The sequence below is a fragment of the Thermomonas paludicola genome (assembly GCF_024498955.1).
Lineage (GTDB): Bacteria > Pseudomonadota > Gammaproteobacteria > Xanthomonadales > Xanthomonadaceae > Thermomonas > Thermomonas paludicola.
The window spans coordinates 1,938,258-1,956,119 of sequence record NZ_CP093311.1; the positions used below are offsets into that span (position 1 = coordinate 1,938,258).

Consider the following 17,862-nt stretch of genomic DNA (forward strand, 5'->3'; position numbering starts at 1 on the left):
GGAATGACGAGCGCGATCACACCACGATGTTGACGATCTTGCCGGGCACCACGATCACCTTCTTCGGCACTTGTCCGGCCACGAAGGCGGCCACGTTCGGCTCCGCCAGCGCGGCGGCCTCGATCGCCTCGCGTGACGCATCCACGCCGATCTCGAGCGTGCCGCGCAGCTTGCCATTGACCTGCACCGCCAGCTTGACGGCATCGCGCACCAATGCGGCGGGGTCTGGCTGCGGGAACGGCAGGTCTTCCAGCAGGGTTTCCGGGTGCCCAAGCGCCTGCCACAGCGCATGGCAAACATGCGGGGTGATCGGGTTGAGCAGCAGCACGATCGCCTCGAACGCCTCGTGGCGCACTGCACGGCCCTGCTCGCTCATGTCGCCGAACTTGCCGACATGGTTGAGCAGCTCCATCAGCGCCGCAATGGCGGTGTTGAAGCTGTGCCGGCGATCGTAATCGTCGCCCACTTTCTGGATTGCTTCGTGCACCTGCCGGCGCAGCGTTTTTTGCGCGGCGTCGAGCGCTGCGGGATCGACCGGGGGATGGTCGGGCTGGGCGACATGCGCATGCAGGTCGCGCCACAGCCGGCGCAGGAAACGCGCCATGCCTTCCACCCCCGCCTCGCTCCACTCCAGCGACTGCTCCGGCGGTGCGGCAAACATCGAGAACAGGCGCACCGTGTCGGCGCCGTATTTGTCCACCAGGATCTGCGGATCGACGCCGTTGTTTTTCGACTTCGACATCTTCTCGGTGCCGCCAACCTTCACCGGCAGCCCATCGGCAGCCAGCGTCGCGCCGGTGACGCGGCCCTTGTCGTCACGCTGCAGCACCACGTCGGCCGGGTTGATCCATTCTTTCGCTCCGCCTTCCTGTTCGCGATAGAAGGTGTCGGCAATCACCATGCCCTGGGTCAGCAGGCGCGTGGCCGGCTCGTCGCTGTGCACCAGCCCCGCGTCGCGCATGAGCTTGTGGTAGAAGCGGAAGTACATCAGGTGCAGGATCGCGTGTTCGATGCCGCCGATGTACTGGTCCACCGGCAGCCAGTAGTTGGCGCGCTCGTCCACCATGTCGGCCGCGCCCGGCGAGGTGTAGCGGGCGTAGTACCAGCTCGATTCCATGAAGGTGTCGAAGGTGTCGGTTTCGCGCTCGGCCGGACCAAAGCACTGCGGGCAGGTGGTCTTGCGCCACTCGGGGTCGGACTTGATCGGCGAGTGCACGTCGCCGCTGGCGAAGGCATCGGCCACGTCCTCCGGCAGCACCACCGGCAGCTGGTCCTCGGGCACCGGCACCGCGCCGCAGGCGGTGCAGTGGATCACCGGGATCGGGCAGCCCCAGTAGCGCTGGCGCGACACGCCCCAATCGCGCAGGCGGAAATTCACCCGGCGCTGGCCGCTGCCTTCCAGCTCGAACCTCGCCGCCAGCGCCTCGAAGGCAGCGTCGAAGTCCATGCCGTTGTACTCGCCCGAATTGATCAGCCAGCCGCGTTCGGTGTGCGCGCCGTCCTCTTCGATGAGGCGCAGGTACTCGCGCACCATCGACACGGCGGCATCGATCTCGAACACGTCCACCGGCGCGTGGCTACCCAGTGCCACCGCCATCGGATCGTCGTGGTCCTTCAGATGCGCGGACATTTCCTCCAGTGCATCGCGGGTGGCCGCATCCACGATCACCGGCTTGACCGGCAGCCCGTAGGCCTTGGCGAATTCCCAATCGCGCTGGTCGTGCGCCGGCACCGCCATCACCGCGCCGGTGCCGTAGCCCATCAGCACGAAGTTGGCGACGTAGATCGGCACGTCGTCGCCGGTCACCGGATGGATCGCCCACAGGCCGGTGGCCATGCCGCGCTTTTCCTGGGTTTCCAGCTCGGCTTCGGACACGCCGCCCTGCTTCAGGCCCGCGAGGAACTCAGCCAGCTCCGGATTGCCCTGCGCGGCCTTCAGCGCCAGCGGATGCTCGCCGGCGATGCTGAGGAAGGTCACGCCCATCAGCGTATCCGGGCGCGTGGTGAACACCGTCAGCGGCTCGGCTTCGCCATCGACCTTGAATTGGATTTCCAGACCCTGGCTGCGGCCGATCCAGTTGCGCTGCATGGTCTTGACCGAATCCGGCCAGCCGGGAAGCGTGCCCAGCTCATCCAGCAGCTCCTGCGCGTAATCGGTGATGCGCAGGAACCATTGCGGAATTTCGCGTTTCTCCACCAGCGCGCCGGTGCGCCAGCCGCGGCCGTCGATGACCTGCTCGTTGGCCAGCACGGTCTGGTCCACCGGGTCCCAGTTCACCACCGAATTCTTGCGGTAGGCCACGCCCTTCTTCAGCAGGCGCACGAACATGCGCTGCTCGTGGGCGTAGTAGTCCGGCTTGCAGGTGGCGAACTCGCGGCTCCAGTCGATCGCATAGCCCATGGTCTTGAGCTGGCTGCGCATGTGCTCGATGTTGGCGTAAGTCCAGGTGGCCGGTGCCGTGCGGTTCTTGATCGCGGCGTTCTCGGCGGGCAGGCCGAAGGCGTCCCAGCCCATCGGCTGCAGCACGTTGTGGCCGGTCATGCGTTTGTGCCGGCTGATCACGTCGCCGATGGTGTAGTTGCGCACATGGCCCACGTGCAGCGCGCCGGACGGATACGGCAGCATCGACAGGCAGTAGTACTTGGGCTTGCCGCTGTCTTCGCTGACCTCGAAGGCACGGGTATTGGCCCAGAACGACTGGGCGGCGGACTCGATGGTGCGGGGATCGTAGGAAACTGGCTCGGACACGGCTGAAAACGCTGGGATCGGGACTGGCAGCCTACCGCAGCGCAGCAAAGCCCGCCATGATCTGCAGTCCACCCCAATTCGGCACACCCCCATGACTGCGGAATGGCTGGGCTACCTGGCCGCCACTTGCACCACGCTTTCGTTCGTCCCACAGGCGGTCAAGACGATCCGCAGCCACGACACCAGCGGCATTTCGCTGTGGATGTACCTGGTCTTCACCGTCGGCATCGTGTGCTGGTTCGGCTACGGCATCCATCTGGATTCGTGGCCGATGATCGCCTCCAACGCGGTCACGTTCCTGCTGGCGGCGACGATCCTGCGGCTGAAACTGAAGTACGGGTGAGCCGCCACGCGGCCCACAGCCACCAGCCGAACCACAGGCCAAACGCCAGCCGCTGCGCCAAACCCACCCAGAGGCCGATCGGCGCCAGCACCGCCAGCAGGGGCACCAGCACGCCCGCCAGCACGCATGTGGAGGCAAACAGCGCGCCCCTGCGCGCGCCCAGCGCCAGCAGCAGCATGGCCGGCACGAACGCGATCCACCACAGCATCCAGGCCAACACATGCAGCCGGTTGGCGGGGCTGTCGATTTCGCCAAACGTCATCGGCAGCAGGCCCTGCGCGCCGTAGGCAAGCGCCGACAGTTGCGCCAGCGCCAGCCCGATGCGCGCCGACCAGCCGTGACGGTGCAACGCATCGCGCATGGACTGCGCCACCAGCAACAGGCACACGCCAGGCAGCAAAAACGCGCCGGCATTGAACAGCATCGCCCAAGGCAAGCCCGACGCCCCGCGCAACGCGAGTGGGTGGAGGCGGTGGGAATACCCGGGCAGGCCGTAGCCGGCCAGCAGCACCGCAAGCACGAACGAGGCCGTGGCAAGCAGGCTCCATGCAACCACGCGGCGATTGGCCTTCATCACGCACGACTCCAGTGGAACACCTCTTCGATGCGCACGCCCAGCGCGTCGGCAATCCGGAACGCCAGCTCCAGCGATGGCGCGTACTTGCCGGCCTCCAGCGCGATGATGGTCTGCCGGGTGACCTTGCAGGCATCGGCCAACGCCTGCTGGGTCAACTCGCCGCGCGCGAAGCGCAGGCGCCTGATGTCGTTGCTGATCGTCGTGCCGGTCATTGGCGATCGCGGCGATACAGCATCGCCACCGTCAGATGCCCGCCAATGTTGGCCACCACCACGCCCAGCAACAGCAGGCCGGGAAGCATGCAATGGTTCGCCGACAGCGCTTCGCGCCCGACATCGAAAGACAGCGCCAGCGCCAGCAGCGCACCCCAGCAGGAGGCGGCAATGCGGAAGGCGCGGTCGGCCTGCGCGCGGATCGCGGCATCGCGCTCGTCCTCCATCGTCTCCCCGCGCCTGCGTTCCTCCGTCGCTGCACGAAGGCGGAAGCCGTAGGTCAACGGCAGCGCGATCAGGGTCGCGACGATGCCGATTTCGCGCCCATCGAGAACCGCGCCGAACAGGAGGTACAGCGCCATGCCCGCGAACATCGCCGCCATCCGCCACGCGAAGCGTTCGCCGAACGCCTGCGCGTCGGAGCGGGCCAGTCTCCGCCCCAGCAGGTTCATGCCTGCACTCCACGGCGGTCGCGCCAGTAAAGGAACGCCGCCACCGCCTGGTCGAACCACAGGCCCCACAGCAGCGCCAGCATCAGCATCTGCGCGATGAAGGGATAGCTGAACTGGCGCAGCCGCTCGGTGTCGGAAAAACCCAGCATCACCGCGATGCCGATCACGCAGACAGCGGTGGCGCCGCGCGCCCATTGGCTTGCGACCAGTTCGATCCGCGCGTCGCGCTCGTCGGCCAGCACCTTGCCGGCCCAGCGCTGCTTCAGCACATGCGACAGCACCAGCCAGGCCACGAACAGGGTGCCGATGGCGCGGCCGGCCGGGGCGGCCTCGGGGTTGCGGCCGATCGGCACCTCCGGCAGGAACAGATGCGCCTTGAGCAGACTGGCGGCGATCACCGCACCGACGAAGGCAACGCCGACCCAGGCCTGCCATTCGCCCGGCGCGACCTGCGCCTCCTCCTCGCTCTGCGGGACATCGTGCAGCCGGGCCACCGAGAACCACACCGCCGCGACGAACAGGCACGTGCCCAGCCAGCCCACCGGAAACGGAATGTCGCGGTAGTCGCCGCTGAAGAACAGCGCCAGCCCGATGCCGGCCACCACCAGCCAACCAATGAAACGGGTACGCGGGGACAAGCCCATGATCATGTCAACTCCAGCGGACTAAATGTAATGTTCAATTTACATCGCGGTCTCCTGATGTCAACTATTTTTTACATCGGCTTGCGAATGCGCCCTTCGTCGCCATCTACTTGGGCATACCCCCACCTGACGACGCCATGACCGACGCCCTCCATCCCCACGTATTCGACGCCACTGCCGCCCGTTTCGAGGACGAAGTGATCCGCAAGTCCGTGGAAACCCCCGTGCTGGTGGACTTCTGGGCCGAATGGTGCGGGCCGTGCAAGACGCTGGGGCCGATCCTGGAGAAGCTGGCGGCCGAGTATCACGGCGCGTTCGTGGTGGCCAAGGTGGACGTGGAAAAAGAACAGGAACTGGCCGCCGCGTTCCAGATCCGCTCGGTGCCGACGATGGTGCTGTTCAAGGACGGGCAGATGCTCGGCGCGATTCCCGGCGCGCTGCCGGAAGGCCAGTTGCGCGAGATGCTGGCGCAAGTGGGCATCGAGCCTGCGGCCGCGCCGGCGGAGGAGGCCGTGCCCGAAGCCGCCGCGCCGGTCGATCCACACGAGGACGTGATGCGCCTGCGCAAGGCCATCGAGGCCGAACCGGACAAGGACGAACTGAAGCTGGACCTGGCGCTGGCGCTGCTGCAGACCGGCGCCGCGGTGGAAGCCGAACAGCTGCTGGACAAACTGCCGGCCAACCTCGCCACCGACGACCGCACCGTGAAGGCGCGTGCGCGGCTCGGTTTTTCCGCCCTGCTCAAGGACGCGCCTCCCGCGGACGTGCTGGAAGCGGCCATCGCCGCCGATCCGGGCGACCTGCGCGCGCGCCACCTGCTGGGCGTGCGCCGGCTGGTGGGCGGCGACGCGGAGGCCGGGCTGGCGCAGTTCATCGAGATGCTGCGCCGCGACCGCGCCTACGCTGACGGGCTGGCGCGCAAATCGCTGATCGACGCGTTCCGCGTGGTCGAGGACGACGACCTGGTCGGCCGCGTGCGCCGGCAGATGTCGGCGCTGCTGCTGGTCTGACCGTGCGCGCCGGCCTGTTCCGCCACGGCCTCAACCTGTGGCCGCCGTTCCTGTTTGCCGGCATCCACCTGACCGAGCTCGCGGACAACTATCGGCATGCGCGGGTGGAGCTGCGCATGCGCCCCTGAAATCGCAATTATGTCGGCACCCACTTCGGCGGCAGTCTGTTCGCGATGACCGATCCGTTCTGGATGCTGATGGTGCTGCATCATCTGGGCCGCGACCACTATGTCTGGGACAAGGCCGCTGAAATCGAATTCGTGAGCCCCAGGCGCGGCACCGTCCACACGCATTTCGCACTGGAAGACGGCCTGCTGGACGAACTGCGCCTGGCTGCCAGCGACGGCAAAGCGCTGCGCTGGTTCCACAACGACGTGGTGGACAGCCAGGGTCAAGTGGTGGCGCGGGTACGCAAACAGCTCTATGTCCGTCGCAAACCGCACCGCTGAGTGTTCCATTGGGCCGCGCCCACGTCGTATGCTCCGGGCGGGCCTGGGGAAGCAAACAGCACAGTGATCGACAAGACGAATCCCGGCATCGACGGATACCGCATCCTGCGGGTGATTGGCCACGGCGGCATGTCCACCGTGTATCTGGCCGAACAGGCATCGCTGGAGCGCAAGGTGGCGCTGAAGGTGATGCTGGCCGATGCGCTGGCCGATGAAATCAGCCGCGCGCGCTTCGAGAACGAGGCGCGCATCATCGCCCGGCTGGAACATCCCAACATCGTCGGCATCTTCGAAGTCGGGCGCACCACCGACGGCTTGCCGTTCTATTCGATGCCGCACCTGTCCCATGGCCACCTGGCGCAGCGCAAGCTGGCCGGCGACCAGCCCAAGGTGACGGCGATCCTGCGCAGCCTGTTGCAGGCACTGGATTACGCGCATGTGCGCGGGGTGGTGCACCGCGACGTCAAGGCTGAAAACGTGTTGTTCGACGACAGCGACCGGCCGATGCTGGCCGACTTCGGCATCGCGCTGCGACGCGGCAGCAACCCGCGCCTGACCAACGCCGGCCTTGCGGTGGGCAGCACCGCCTACATGCCGCCGGAGCAGGCGCGCGGCCAGGAAGTGGACCGTCGCGCCGATCTCTACAGCATCGGCGTGCTGACCTGGGAAATGCTGATGGGCCGGCTGCCCTACAACGCCGGCGATTCGCTCTCGATGGCGGTCAAGCATGTGCAGGAACCGGTGCCCCGCCTGCCGCCGCCGCTGAAGCACTGGCAGGGCTTCATCGACAAGGCGATGGCCAAGCAACCCGGGCAGCGTTTCTCCAGCGCGCACGAGATGTTGGCCGCGCTGGATGCACTGGAACAGCGCGCCGGCAAGGCATTTGCCGTCGTGGAGGTTCCCGAAGGCACGCCGTCTTCACCCGCCGCGCGCCAGCCGCGACTTTCGCGCGGGGCCTGGCTGGCGCTGGGCATCACCGCGCTGGCCGCGCTGGCGCTGGGCCTGCTGCAGTTCATGCCCGGCCGGGAAGCCACGGCGCCCGCGGGCACTTCGATCGCCGCGCCTGCCGTGGCGGATACGGCGGGTATGGCGGATACCGTGAGCGTTGCGCCAGCCGACGGCGCGCAGCCCGGCTTGACGCCCGTCACCGACGCTGCCCATCTCACCAGCGGGCTCAGCGCCTATGTTGCCAATGCCGAAGACCAGCTGCGCACCGGCCGGCTGCTGACACCCCCCAATGCCAATGCCTGGGACAGTGTGGAAGCCGCACGGCTTGCCGACCCAACGCATGCCGACACGCTGCGACTGACTGCCCTGTTGTTTGATGCGCTCGGCGACTTGGCCGATCGCTCGCTGCGCGGCGGCGACACTGCCACCAGCCGCCTGGCGTTCCAGCACGCGCAAACGCTGGACCAGCGCCGCGGCGGCACCGGAGCCGCAATCACCCTGCTGCGCCAACGCCTGGACAAGGCGCTGGAAGATCGCCTGAACCTGCAACTGGCAAGACCCGACACCCGCAGGACAGCCTCGATCCTGCTGGGACAAATGGCCTGGCTGGGGTTGAGCGACGACCGCCAGCGGGCGCTGCAGGCGCACATCCTGGCGGCCGGCGGCCCGCCGCCCGCTGCGACAACGGCACGCGTTGCGGCAGCGCCCGTTGCCACCGCGCCAACCGCGATCATCACCGTGCAGCGCGCCGACTATGCGCGCTTTGCGGCAGCCGCCGGACGCGGCGCCGCCGAATGCGGCAAAGGCTTCTTCGGGCGCACCCTGAAATGGAACAATACCGGCGGCGAGCGCCGGCCAGTGGTCTGCGTCTCCATGGCCGATGCGCTGGCCTACGCCGCCTGGCTGGGCGCGCAGGATGGCCATCGCTACCGCATCCCCAGCGCTGGCGAGCTGCGCAACCAACCGGAATCGATCGCAAGCTGGGTGTCGCTGTGCGCAGATCACGCCTGCCAGCAGCGCATGGTCAGCGGGAAACCGCAGCCGCTTGATGCCTCACGCGGCTATGACGACGTCGGCATCCGCCTGGCGCGGGTGGACTGAGCCGGCACTGCGCAAGCGAAACCTGGATGCCAATTCGTTCAGCAGCCGCGCCTGCTCCGCCATGGAGCGCGCCGCGGCACTTGCTTCTTCCACCAGCGCCGCGTTCTGCTGGGTGGTGCCGTCCAGCTGCGTCACCGCCTCGTTGACCACGTTCAACCCGGTCGCCTGCTCGTCGGTCGCGGCGCTGATTTCGGCCACCACGCCCGACACCTTGCCCACCTCGCCAACCAGCTGACGAATGGTCCCGCCCGCTTCGTGCACCTGTCGCGCACCTTGATTGACAGCCTGCACCGAGGCGTCAATCAGCGCCTTGATTTCCTTCGCCGAACCCGCCGACCGCTGCGCCAGCGTGCGCACTTCGCCGGCAACCACCGCAAAGCCGCGCCCCTGCTCGCCCGCGCGCGCCGCCTCCACCGCCGCATTGAGCGCAAGGATATTGGTCTGGAAGGCGATGCCATCGATCACGCTGATGATTTCCTCGATCCTGTGCGACGCCTCGGTGATGCGCTGCATGGTGTTCACCGCCGCGGCGACCACCACGCTCCCCTGCTCGGCAATGGTGGAGACGCCTTCCGCCAGCGCACGCGCATTGCGCGCACTGTCGGCGTTGTTCTGCACGGTGGAGGCCAGTTCTTCCATCGAGGAGGCGGTTTTTTCGAGGCTGATCGCCTGCTGCTCGGTGCGTACCGACAAATCGTCGTTGCCAGCGGCAATTTCCGCGGCCGCCGCGCTGATGACCGCCACCATCTCCTGGATCTTGCCGACCATTTCTTCCAGCCGGTCGCCGGTTTCGTTGACGCTTTCCGCCATGTCCCCGAAGGCGCCCCGCAACCCGGTTTCCGAACGCTGTGTCAAATCACCCTGCGCCAGCGCGCTCAGCACCCGCTGGATGCCACCGAAGGCGGTACTGACGCCACCCAGCATGCCATTGAGGCCACGCGCCAAGGCGAGATGGAACCCATGCTTGCCCTGCTCGTTGATCCGCCCATCCAATTCACCATGCATGGCGCCGGTGACCAACTGCTCGATCTCGCTTTCGATGGCCAGTTCGTCGGTACGATCCTGCCATTCCGCCACATAGCCGATGACCCTGCCGTTGTCGCCCTGGACGCGGGAGACGCTGACATCGAACGTCGCCCCTGCAAGCGAGAGCCGCGCGACATGCGCGCCCATCCCGGCACTGCCGGAATCCGCCCATCGCGCGGGGATGATTTGATACCGCGCCAGGCTGCCACCGACGATGGCGTCGGCCCGGCACTGGGGGTTCCATGCAGCCAGTGCCGGCTGGCGGCGCTGGAACGTTTCCAGCATCGCACGATTGGCGAACACGACCTTCTGGTTCGAGTCCGCGATCATCATGTTCGTCGCCGCCGACGCCATCGCCTCGCGCGTCATCGCGCGCTCGCGGCGCAGATCTTCCACCTGGAAGCCCAACCGGATCTGCATCGACTTGATGCCCAGCAGGATGCCGCCGATTTCATCATCGCGGGCGGTATCGATGCCGTGGGTGAACACGTCGCCGGCGATGGCCTGGAGCGCGCGGCGCGCGTCGTCGCAGCGCCCCACCACATCGCGCGACAGCCACCAGGCCGAATACAGGGAAAACGCGAGGCCGGCCAGCACCAGCCCCCACGCCACAAGACTGCGGCTCCCCGCCAGCAGCACCGCTGCCGCCAGCGCCGGCCCAAAGGCGGAAAACAGGTACAGCCGCGTGGTCAGCGGCAACTTCCAGAGCGGGTTGAGCTTCTCCGCAACCGGCACCGGCTCGATCCGCCCGTTGCGCAGCCTCACATTCTTCAGCGCGCCTGCGCGCATGGCAGCGTAGTCGCGCTCGGCCTCGGCCACCTGCGCGCGCGTCGGCTTGCGCCGGACCGACATGTAGCCGGTGATTTTGCCGGCGGCGTCCAGGATCGGCGTGATATTGGCATCCACCCAGTAATGGTCGCCATTCTTGCAACGGTTCTTGACCATGCCCACCCAGGGATGACCGCTTTGCAGTTGCATCCACAGGTCGGCGAACGCCACCGCTGGCATGTGCGGATGACGGATGACGTTGTGCTGCCGGCCCAGCAGTTCGTCCTCGGCAAAGCCGCTGATTTCGCAAAAATACTCGTTGATATAGGTGATGATGCCGCGCAGGTCCGTACACGACACGATCAGCTCACCGTCGCGGAATTCCACTTCCCGATCGGTGATCGGCTGCTCCAGCAGTTCCTTGCGTGACAGCGGGCGGCCCGCTCGCGGCGTCGATGTGCTGGCGGATGGCATCACGGACGTACTCGCGGCCTCACTCATGTTCCGACTCCCGTTTGGAATGTGTGCGGCGAACCAGGCAGGCTCGGCCGTCATCCTTCGGTTAACGGCACGGCGGCACCCGAGTTGAGGGTGGCGCTGCCTTAGAATGCGCACATGACGCCCCCTCTTTCGCTTACCCAACGCCTGCAACGCCTGTTCCTGACCGGCCTGCTCACCCTGCTGCCGCTCTGGCTGACGTGGGTGGTGGTGAAATTCGTGTTCGTGCTGCTGGGCGGGCTCAGCAAGCCGCTGGTCGAGCCGGGCCTGCAAGGCATGGCGGAAGGCAACCCACGCACGTTTGGCTGGCTGGTGGAGCCGTGGGTGCAAAACGCGATCGCGCTGGTGGCCACGGTCGCCGTGATCCTGCTGGCAGGCTGGCTGACCCGGCGCGTGATCGGGCAACGCCTGCTGCGCTGGTTCGAGGTGCTGGTGGCACGCATCCCGCTGGCCAGCACCATCTACGGCAGCGCGCGCAAGCTGCTGGACATCCTGCAGACCAAGCCGGATGGCGCCCAGCGCGTGGTGCTGATCGACTTTCCGCACCCTGAAATGAAGACCTTGGGTTTCGTCACCCGGGTCATGCGTGAACAGGGCACGGGGCGCGAGCTGGCAGCGGTGTACGTGCCGACCACCCCCAACCCGACCTCGGGCTATCTGGAAATCGTGCCGGTGGAAAAACTCACCCCCACCGACTGGACCGTGGATCAGGCCATGAGCTTCATCATCAGCGGTGGCGCGGTGGCACCCGACAGCATCCCGTTCACGGCACCGGCCACCGGCGCCGTGAACGATCCGGCGAAAACGCCCGCTGCCTGATCCCGATCAAGGCAGCCTGACCGCGCGCGACCGACCATGTCGCCACCGCGCACCGCGCATCCTGCCCCTTCGGAGTTGCCCATGTTGTTCGATGTCCTCGGTCTGGTCGACGAAAACACCGCCCGTTCCATCGCATTTGCCGTGCATGCACTGGACCCCCAGGCCAAGATCACCGCCAATCTCGAACGCGGTCGCCTGCTGGTGGAAGGCAATCTGAAGGAAAACGACATCAGCGATGCCCTGCGCGCCGCCGGCTTCCCGGCCACGCTGGCCCCGGAGCATCCCGAGGGCACCACCTGCTGCGGCAGCTGCAGCTGACCGCCGCGCGTCTTTGTTTTCAACGCCTGGGCCCGCATTGCGGGCCTTGTGCGTCCTGCGGCCTGCGCACCGCCGCACAGTGAAAGCGGACTTTCAAAACCTGCGTGCGAGGCCGCATCCGCATCGGGCGCGGCGCCTGCGTTGCCCCCATCCGCCACCAGCGCGACAATACCGGGATGATCGACGCTTCCCGCTACCCCCGCCTGTCACAGATCGACAGTCCCGCCGACCTCCGCCAGTTGCCCGAATCGGAGGTGCGCGCCGTGGCCGACGAGCTGCGCGCCTACCTGATCGAATCGGTCGGGAAATCCGGCGGGCATTTTGGTGCCGGGCTGGGCGTGGTGGAGCTGACCACCGTCCTGCATTACCTGTTCGACACGCCCGACGACCGCATCGTCTGGGATGTTGGCCACCAGTGCTATCCGCACAAGATCCTCACCGGCCGCCGCGACCGCATCCACACGGTCAAGCAGAAGGACGGCGTGGCGCCGTTCCCCAAGCGCGAGGAAAGCGAGTACGACACCTTCGGCGTCGGCCATTCCTCCACCTCGATCTCGGCCGCGCTGGGCATGGCGATCGCCAATGCGCGCGCCGGCAACGACCGCAAGATCGTGGCCGTGATCGGCGACGGCGCGATGACCGCCGGCATGGCCTGGGAAGCACTGGGCCACGCTGGCGGCATGGACGAAGAGCCCAACCTGCTGGTCATCCTCAATGACAACCGGATGTCGATCAGCGAGGCCGTCGGCGGGCTGACCAAAATGCTGGGGCGCATGACCGGCAACCGCACACTCAACGCACTGCGCGAGGGCGGCAAAAAACTGCTGGGCGACAAGCACAGTCCCCCGGCGCGCTTCGTCAAGCGCTGGGAAGAGCACTGGAAAGGCATGTTCGTGCCCTCCACCCTGTTCGAGCAGATGGGCTTCCACTACACCGGCCCCATCGACGGCCACGACACCGACGCCCTGCTGGCGGCGCTGAAGACGCTCAAGGGCCTGAAGGGCCCGCAGCTGCTGCACATCATCACCACCAAGGGCAAGGGTTACGAACTGGCCGAGGGCGACCAGATCGGCTATCACGCGGTGTCGCCGTTCGACCCGTCCATCGGCGTGGTCGGCAAGCCCGCCGCGAAGAAGCCCACCTACACCGACGTGTTCGGCGACTGGCTGTGCGACATGGCCGCCGCCGATCCCAAGCTGCTCGGCATCACCCCGGCGATGCGCGAAGGCTCGGGGCTGGTGCGCTTCAGCCAGGAATACCCGGACCGCTACTTCGACGTCGCCATCGCCGAACAGCACGCGGTCACGCTGGCCGCCGGCATGGCCTGCGAAGGCGCGAAACCCGTGGTCGCCATCTACTCCACTTTCCTGCAGCGCGGCTACGACCAGCTGGTGCACGACGTCGCCATCCAGGCGCTGGACGTGCTGTTCGCCATCGACCGCGGCGGCGTGGTCGGCCCGGACGGCGCCACCCACGCCGGCAACCTCGACCTCAGCTACCTGCGCTGCGTGCCGAACATGCTGGTGATGGCGCCGGCCGACGAAAACGAATGCCGGCAGATGCTCAGCACCGGATTTCGCCATGAGGGCCCGGCCGCGGTGCGCTACCCGCGCGGCACGGGGCCGGGGGTGGCGGTGCAGCCGACGCTGGACACGCTCCCCGTGGGCAAGGCCGACGTGCGCAGGCGCGGCAGCCGCATCGCCTTGCTGGCCTTCGGCGCACTGGTGCCGGCGGCGGAAAAAGCGGGCGAGGAATTCGGCCTGACCGTGGTCAACATGCGTTTCGTCAAGCCGCTGGACCGCGCCCTGATCCTCGAATTGGCCAATACCCACGCAGGTTTCGTCACCCTGGAAGACAACGTGGTGGCCGGCGGTGCCGGCAGCGGCGTGGCCGAACTGCTCCACGAGGCACGCATCACCCTGCCGATCCTGCACCTCGGCCTGCCGGATGCGTTCCAGCATCACGCCAGCCGCGAACAGTTGCTGCAGGACGCCGGCCTGGATGCGGCCGGCATCCGCGCGGCGCTGCTCGGGCGGTGGCCGGAATTGGTGGCCACCGCGGTACCGCGCGCAGCGGCGTCCTGAGCAATCCGCGCCGGCTTATTCGTCCGGCGCGATGACCGTGTAACCCTTCTGCTGCAGCTTGGCCAAGTAGCCATGCTGGCCCAGCAAGTCGTTGAGGGGCAGCATGGCGAAGGTCACCGCGTTTTTCCCGAGCGCAGTCTCGGCAGCGGCCATCCATTTCGCCTGCACGCGCGATTGCGCATCGCCAAACCCCACCCGCTTGCCAATCCCGACTTCGGTCATGGCGGCCCGGCACGCTTCCCACTGGTAAGCCGGCGGCAGCGTCCGCAACCCGGCAATGTCGCCCGTGGCCCAGGCGTTGGCGCGGGCGCGCATCGCGTCGATATCGGTCTCGATCCGGGTCATGGTGTTGTCGAAACACAGACTGTCGTCCAGCGTGGTTTTCGACCATTCGACAAGCAGCGGTTTCGGATCCGTGATCGGGATTTCCTCCTTCACCACGGTCACGACCGGATGATGCGTTTCAATCACCTTTTCGATCACCGGCCAAATCGATTTGCCGCTGTCCAGGTCGTTCTTCTTCATCGCCTTGCCATACAGCTCTTGCACGGCGAACAGCGGGCGCATTTTCTCCACGCCGCCATCGCTGCCGATGTACCGCCCCTTGAGGGTCAGCCAGCGCGCATAGGATGCCGGCGCGACCACGTCCTGCAGACGCTTGCCGTCCGGGTTGTTGCGCGCGCCAAGCAACTTCGGCAACAGCAACAATCCCTTGAACCAGCCGGTCTTGACGTCGAGGGTCACGTAAGGCGACCGAATCACCTCCTGCGCACCGGCAACCACCTGCTCCACTTGCCGGGACTGCCACTGCATTTTTGCCGGCAGCGGGCTGAGGGTTCCGAGAATGTACAGCTCATGCCGAGCATCCGGGCTGCGCACCAGCCACAGCCCGGGCCCGGGCTGTTCGCCCTCGACGACCACCGCTGCCTCGGTTCGGATGCCGTCGCTGGCGGGCGCTGCCGGAACAGGCACCGGTGCCTGTCCTGCCTGTTGCGCATGCAGCGGCACCGACCACAACACCGCCGCCACCGCCATCACCAGCATGGTATTCCGCATCCGTCGACTCCTTCGCACCGTGGGGGAAGCGGAGTGTGACGGCAACTGGCGACGCAAGTTCAACCGCCGCCTGAACATGCAACCGCACGCCGCGCTGATCCGTGGGATGCTTCCGCTATCACGACGACTTCCGGAGCACTACGCGATGGCTATCCGCATCGTTCGTTTGGGATCCCCGCGCGCCGACGGCGAGGGGCTGCGCATCGGCACCGTGCGGCGCCCGCCGCGCGGGGTTGCAAAAGCGGAATTCGCCAGCCGCGATTTCTATGACGTCTGGTTTCCCAGCGTGGCGCCCAGCCAGGAAGCGATGGATATCGCCCACGCTGCACGCACGCCGGCACAGTGGACGGCCTTCTTCCGTCGCTACCGCAGCGAAATGAAAAAACCGGAATCGGCGCATGCCATCGCGCTATTGGCCGCGCTTTCGCATGCCACGGCATTCAGCGTGGGCTGCTACTGCGAGCAGGAAGAACATTGCCACCGGCATGAGCTGCGCAAGCTGCTGGCGGAAGCAGGCGCCGTGCTCGACGAATGACTCAATCCTGCGAGCGGGCCGTTGCCTGCTTCGCGGGACTTGCAGCATCCGCGATCCGCCAAAGATAAAAGCTGGCGTAGCTGCGATACGGCCCCCAACCGTCGCCACGCGCAGCCAGCGCCTTTGGCGTCGGCATCGCTTCCAGCTTGTCCACCACCTGCGCGCCCTTGCGGATGCCAAGATCATCCACCGGCAATACATCAGGCCTGCCAAGCCGGAACATCAACATCATCTCCACCGTCCAGCGCCCGATGCCACGCACCGGCACCAGCGCGGCAACGATGGCGTCATCGCTCATCATCGCCATCTGCCGCAGGCCGGGGATTTCGCCCGCTTGCTCGCGCCGCGCCAGGTCGCGCAATGCCAGCGCCTTGTTGCCCGACACGCCGCAGGTGCGGAGCGCGGCATCATCGATGCGGGCAAGCGTGTCGCAGTGGAAGCGATCACTGCCAATCGCCGCTTCAACCCGGCCAACGATGGTCGCTGCGGCCTTGCCGCTGAGCTGCTGGTACAAGATTGCGCGGGCCAACGCGTCCACCGGGTCGAAGGATTTGCGCCAGCGCGGGTCAGCCGGAATCGGCCCGAGCCTGCGCATCCACGCCCCCAGCCTGCGGTCGCGCTTGCACAGGTATGCGAACGCCGCCTCAGGGTCGAATCCGCGTGCTTGCCGTGGCATCGTCGCGTTGCCTGTCGATCAACTGCGCAGGCGGTCGCAAGCATGCAGCAGCCATCCGCTGATCATCAGCGTGCCACCGAATGGCGCCAGCGCGGGCGCCAGCCCCAGCAACGCCGCCGCCAGCAGGCTGCCGCAGAACAGGAACACGCCCAGCAACAACATCACCAGCGCCAACAGCGCCAGTGGTCGCTGCGCCAGCGGCGCCAGCGCGGTCAAGGCCAGGCCGTGGGCAAAGGCGAACACGGCCGCCTGCAGCAAGCGACCTTGTGCAGCGGGGTCGGCAGCGTGCATGGCATAGGCCGCCAGTGCCACGGACAGACCGGCAACCAGGCTGCCGATGGAGGCGAGGTAGCGCCGATAAACGACGACGAAAGGCGTGCTGGAAACGTTCATCCCGGTATTGTGCCAACAAGCGCTGGCGCAAATGCAAACGCCGCGTCGAAACGCGGCGCTTGCTGGATGCTTCCGGTCGCCGGCGGAGCCGGCGGCAGGGTTACTTCTTCACCGGCCAGTAAACATCGAACTGGCCGTTTTCGGTGAACGCGCCGGCCACACCCGACTTGTAGTCTTCAAAGGCGCGACCGGTCACCTCGTGGCCATGGGTCGCCGCCCATGCATGCAGGGCTTTACGTGCATTCTCCAGCCCGGCCATGTAACCGGTGAAGGTTGCCATCGCCGCCTTGGACGGCGGGTTGTTGGCGAACTTCACCGGCCCCTGGGTGTTCACCTTGCCGATCGTCCCGCCGCCCGTGCGACGCACCGGCTGCACCACGTCGAAGGTATAGGTTTCACGCCCCAGATCGGTGGTGACGATGCGCAGCGGGCCGACAGCTTCGAGGCCATTGGCTTCGATCACGCGCTTGATCCACTCGGCGTTGGAATTGATCGACGACTGGATCGCGGCATTCGAACGATCCACGGCGCCCGCGCTCACAACGAGCACGTCCTCGGCCGGGCGATCGACCATCTTCATCCCGGCCAGGGTGCTGCCCTTCTCCGCATAATCGATGTTCGGCACCGATGCCAGCACGGTGGTCAGGCGCGCCAGCCCCATTTTCATGTCGTCGCCAACGTGGCGGCTGACGTACAGGCCGGCGTAGCGGCCCAGCAGGTTCCAGCCGTAATCGACATCGTAGGTCTGGATGATTTCGACGTTGCGGTTGTTGCGCCCGGTGGGCTTGAAGCGGAACTCGGTGCGCTTGTTGTCGCCACGCTCGATGTTGTCGATGGCAATGGCGATTTTCTCGCGCGGCACGCTCTCGACGATTTTCCACGAGCCATTGCCCAGGCCCTTCTCTTTCGAGCTGTAATCAAGCTGCGCGCCTTCGCCTTCTTCCGGGCCGGAGAGGGTCAGCTGCATGCGCGGATCACGCAGCACCAGCGGATTCCAGTCCTTGAAGCGGCGGAAGCTGTTGAGGGTATCGAACACGATGGTCATCTTGCGATTGGTCTCCGTCTTCTCCACCAGATGGCGCGAAGAAGGCAGCACCAGACCTACGATCACGTAGAGCAGGGTCACGATCACGAGGGAAATCAGGATCTCGAGCAAACGAGTCATTCAGGAATCTCCGGGGAAGGCCGCAGGCGGCCCCAAGCC

At 66.6% G+C, this 17,862-nt stretch carries 17 protein-coding genes and 1 pseudogene; 8 read left to right on the top strand and 10 right to left on the bottom strand.

Annotated features, from left to right (window positions below; all coding sequences use genetic code 11):
• Window positions 1–16: 16 nt before the first annotated feature.
• Window positions 17–2,749, bottom strand: coding sequence for a leucine--tRNA ligase (leuS, locus tag LIW09_RS09065; RefSeq protein ID WP_256645323.1), 2,733 nt, complete (start codon window positions 2,747–2,749; stop codon window positions 17–19).
• Between the two features lie 91 nt (window positions 2,750–2,840).
• Between leuS and LIW09_RS09070 the strand changes: the two genes are divergently transcribed.
• A complete protein-coding gene (locus LIW09_RS09070; protein ID WP_256645324.1) occupies window positions 2,841–3,092 on the top strand; it encodes a SemiSWEET transporter in 252 nt (83 codons plus the stop codon).
• Here LIW09_RS09070 and LIW09_RS09075 read toward each other — a convergent pair.
• The 4 genes from LIW09_RS09075 to LIW09_RS09090 are packed head-to-tail and all read right to left on the bottom strand — an operon-like array spanning window position 3,040 to window position 4,983.
• Window positions 3,040–3,666 (bottom strand): DUF998 domain-containing protein, encoded by a 627-nt coding sequence (locus LIW09_RS09075; protein ID WP_256645325.1) that lies wholly within the window; start codon window positions 3,664–3,666, stop codon window positions 3,040–3,042. The genes LIW09_RS09070 and LIW09_RS09075 overlap by 53 nt on opposite strands.
• Window positions 3,666–3,881: a helix-turn-helix transcriptional regulator gene (locus LIW09_RS09080; RefSeq protein ID WP_338064814.1), complete on the bottom strand. Its 216-nt coding sequence runs from the start codon at window positions 3,879–3,881 to the stop codon at window positions 3,666–3,668. Before LIW09_RS09080 ends, LIW09_RS09075 begins: the two co-directional genes overlap by 1 nt.
• Window positions 3,878–4,333 carry a hypothetical protein gene (locus tag LIW09_RS09085; protein WP_256645326.1) on the bottom strand — a complete coding sequence of 152 codons (456 nt, stop codon included), beginning with the start codon at window positions 4,331–4,333 and terminating at the stop codon, window positions 3,878–3,880. Before LIW09_RS09085 ends, LIW09_RS09080 begins: the two co-directional genes overlap by 4 nt.
• Complete coding sequence (locus LIW09_RS09090; RefSeq protein WP_256645327.1) at window positions 4,330–4,983, bottom strand: hypothetical protein; 654 nt, start codon at window positions 4,981–4,983, stop codon at window positions 4,330–4,332. The genes LIW09_RS09085 and LIW09_RS09090 overlap by 4 nt, the downstream gene beginning before the upstream one ends.
• Before the next feature lie 131 nt (window positions 4,984–5,114).
• Between LIW09_RS09090 and trxA the strand changes: the two genes are divergently transcribed.
• The 3 genes and pseudogenes from trxA (at window position 5,115) to LIW09_RS09105 (ending at window position 8,485) form a co-directional block, all read left to right on the top strand.
• A complete protein-coding gene (gene trxA, locus LIW09_RS09095) occupies window positions 5,115–5,987 on the top strand; it encodes a thioredoxin (protein ID WP_256645328.1) in 873 nt (290 codons plus the stop codon).
• A gap of 2 nt (window positions 5,988–5,989) precedes the next feature.
• Window positions 5,990–6,436: pseudogene (locus tag LIW09_RS09100) on the top strand (DUF4442 domain-containing protein).
• Window positions 6,437–6,499: 63 nt separating this feature from the next.
• On the top strand, window positions 6,500–8,485 hold the full coding sequence (locus LIW09_RS09105) for a serine/threonine-protein kinase (RefSeq protein WP_256645329.1): 1,986 nt from the start codon (window positions 6,500–6,502) through the stop codon (window positions 8,483–8,485).
• On the opposite strand, the gene LIW09_RS09110 is transcribed toward LIW09_RS09105, so the two are convergent.
• The gene (locus tag LIW09_RS09110) at window positions 8,438–10,780 is read right to left on the bottom strand and encodes a methyl-accepting chemotaxis protein (RefSeq protein ID WP_256645330.1); all 2,343 of its coding nucleotides are present in this window, start codon (window positions 10,778–10,780) and stop codon (window positions 8,438–8,440) included. The two genes, LIW09_RS09105 and LIW09_RS09110, sit on opposite strands and share 48 nt — an antisense overlap.
• 114 nt (window positions 10,781–10,894) lie before the next feature.
• Here LIW09_RS09110 and LIW09_RS09115 point away from each other — a divergent pair, with 114 nt between their 5' ends.
• From LIW09_RS09115 to dxs, 3 genes are all read left to right on the top strand, one after another.
• Complete coding sequence (locus LIW09_RS09115) at window positions 10,895–11,596, top strand: DUF502 domain-containing protein (protein WP_256645331.1); 702 nt, start codon at window positions 10,895–10,897, stop codon at window positions 11,594–11,596.
• Window positions 11,597–11,677: 81 nt separating this feature from the next.
• Window positions 11,678–11,914 (top strand): hypothetical protein, encoded by a 237-nt coding sequence (locus tag LIW09_RS09120; RefSeq protein ID WP_256645332.1) that lies wholly within the window; start codon window positions 11,678–11,680, stop codon window positions 11,912–11,914.
• Between the two features lie 176 nt (window positions 11,915–12,090).
• Window positions 12,091–13,998 carry a 1-deoxy-D-xylulose-5-phosphate synthase gene (gene dxs / locus LIW09_RS09125; protein ID WP_256647198.1) on the top strand — a complete coding sequence of 636 codons (1,908 nt, stop codon included), beginning with the start codon at window positions 12,091–12,093 and terminating at the stop codon, window positions 13,996–13,998.
• A gap of 15 nt (window positions 13,999–14,013) precedes the next feature.
• On the opposite strand, the gene LIW09_RS09130 is transcribed toward dxs, so the two are convergent.
• Window positions 14,014–15,054, bottom strand: coding sequence for a TraB/GumN family protein (locus LIW09_RS09130; RefSeq protein WP_256645333.1), 1,041 nt, complete (start codon window positions 15,052–15,054; stop codon window positions 14,014–14,016).
• Between the two features lie 145 nt (window positions 15,055–15,199).
• Between LIW09_RS09130 and LIW09_RS09135 the strand changes: the two genes are divergently transcribed.
• The gene (locus tag LIW09_RS09135) at window positions 15,200–15,589 is read left to right on the top strand and encodes a DUF488 domain-containing protein (protein WP_256645334.1); all 390 of its coding nucleotides are present in this window, start codon (window positions 15,200–15,202) and stop codon (window positions 15,587–15,589) included.
• 1 nt (window position 15,590) lies between these two features.
• On the opposite strand, the gene LIW09_RS09140 is transcribed toward LIW09_RS09135, so the two are convergent.
• The 3 genes from LIW09_RS09140 to LIW09_RS09150 all read right to left on the bottom strand — a co-directional run bounded on the left by LIW09_RS09140 (window position 15,591) and on the right by LIW09_RS09150 (window position 17,823).
• Complete coding sequence (locus LIW09_RS09140) at window positions 15,591–16,265, bottom strand: DNA-3-methyladenine glycosylase family protein (RefSeq protein WP_256645335.1); 675 nt, start codon at window positions 16,263–16,265, stop codon at window positions 15,591–15,593.
• Window positions 16,266–16,283: 18 nt separating this feature from the next.
• Window positions 16,284–16,658: a DUF423 domain-containing protein gene (locus LIW09_RS09145; RefSeq protein ID WP_256645336.1), complete on the bottom strand. Its 375-nt coding sequence runs from the start codon at window positions 16,656–16,658 to the stop codon at window positions 16,284–16,286.
• A gap of 100 nt (window positions 16,659–16,758) precedes the next feature.
• Window positions 16,759–17,823, bottom strand: coding sequence for an SRPBCC family protein (locus LIW09_RS09150; RefSeq protein ID WP_256645337.1), 1,065 nt, complete (start codon window positions 17,821–17,823; stop codon window positions 16,759–16,761).
• Window positions 17,824–17,862: the final 39 nt, after the last annotated feature.

What these genes read in the sequence shown, in the direction of transcription:
- LIW09_RS09090 (WP_256645327.1), bottom strand. Translation starts at nt 4,983, where the DNA reads ATGATCATGGGCTTGTCCCCGCGTACCCGTTTCATTGGTTGGCTGGTG.
- LIW09_RS09075 (WP_256645325.1), bottom strand. Translation starts at nt 3,666, where the DNA reads ATGAAGGCCAATCGCCGCGTGGTTGCATGGAGCCTGCTTGCCACGGCC.
- LIW09_RS09150 (WP_256645337.1), bottom strand. Translation starts at nt 17,823, where the DNA reads ATGACTCGTTTGCTCGAGATCCTGATTTCCCTCGTGATCGTGACCCTG.
- LIW09_RS09145 (WP_256645336.1), bottom strand. Translation starts at nt 16,658, where the DNA reads ATGAACGTTTCCAGCACGCCTTTCGTCGTCGTTTATCGGCGCTACCTC.
- dxs (WP_256647198.1), top strand. Translation starts at nt 12,091, where the DNA reads ATGATCGACGCTTCCCGCTACCCCCGCCTGTCACAGATCGACAGTCCC.
- LIW09_RS09140 (WP_256645335.1), bottom strand. Translation starts at nt 16,265, where the DNA reads ATGCCACGGCAAGCACGCGGATTCGACCCTGAGGCGGCGTTCGCATAC.
- LIW09_RS09120 (WP_256645332.1), top strand. Translation starts at nt 11,678, where the DNA reads ATGTTGTTCGATGTCCTCGGTCTGGTCGACGAAAACACCGCCCGTTCC.
- LIW09_RS09130 (WP_256645333.1), bottom strand. Translation starts at nt 15,054, where the DNA reads ATGCGGAATACCATGCTGGTGATGGCGGTGGCGGCGGTGTTGTGGTCG.
- LIW09_RS09135 (WP_256645334.1), top strand. Translation starts at nt 15,200, where the DNA reads ATGGCTATCCGCATCGTTCGTTTGGGATCCCCGCGCGCCGACGGCGAG.
- LIW09_RS09080 (WP_338064814.1), bottom strand. Translation starts at nt 3,881, where the DNA reads ATGACCGGCACGACGATCAGCAACGACATCAGGCGCCTGCGCTTCGCG.
- LIW09_RS09110 (WP_256645330.1), bottom strand. Translation starts at nt 10,780, where the DNA reads ATGAGTGAGGCCGCGAGTACGTCCGTGATGCCATCCGCCAGCACATCG.
- LIW09_RS09070 (WP_256645324.1), top strand. Translation starts at nt 2,841, where the DNA reads ATGACTGCGGAATGGCTGGGCTACCTGGCCGCCACTTGCACCACGCTT.
- trxA (WP_256645328.1), top strand. Translation starts at nt 5,115, where the DNA reads ATGACCGACGCCCTCCATCCCCACGTATTCGACGCCACTGCCGCCCGT.
- LIW09_RS09085 (WP_256645326.1), bottom strand. Translation starts at nt 4,333, where the DNA reads ATGAACCTGCTGGGGCGGAGACTGGCCCGCTCCGACGCGCAGGCGTTC.
- LIW09_RS09115 (WP_256645331.1), top strand. Translation starts at nt 10,895, where the DNA reads ATGACGCCCCCTCTTTCGCTTACCCAACGCCTGCAACGCCTGTTCCTG.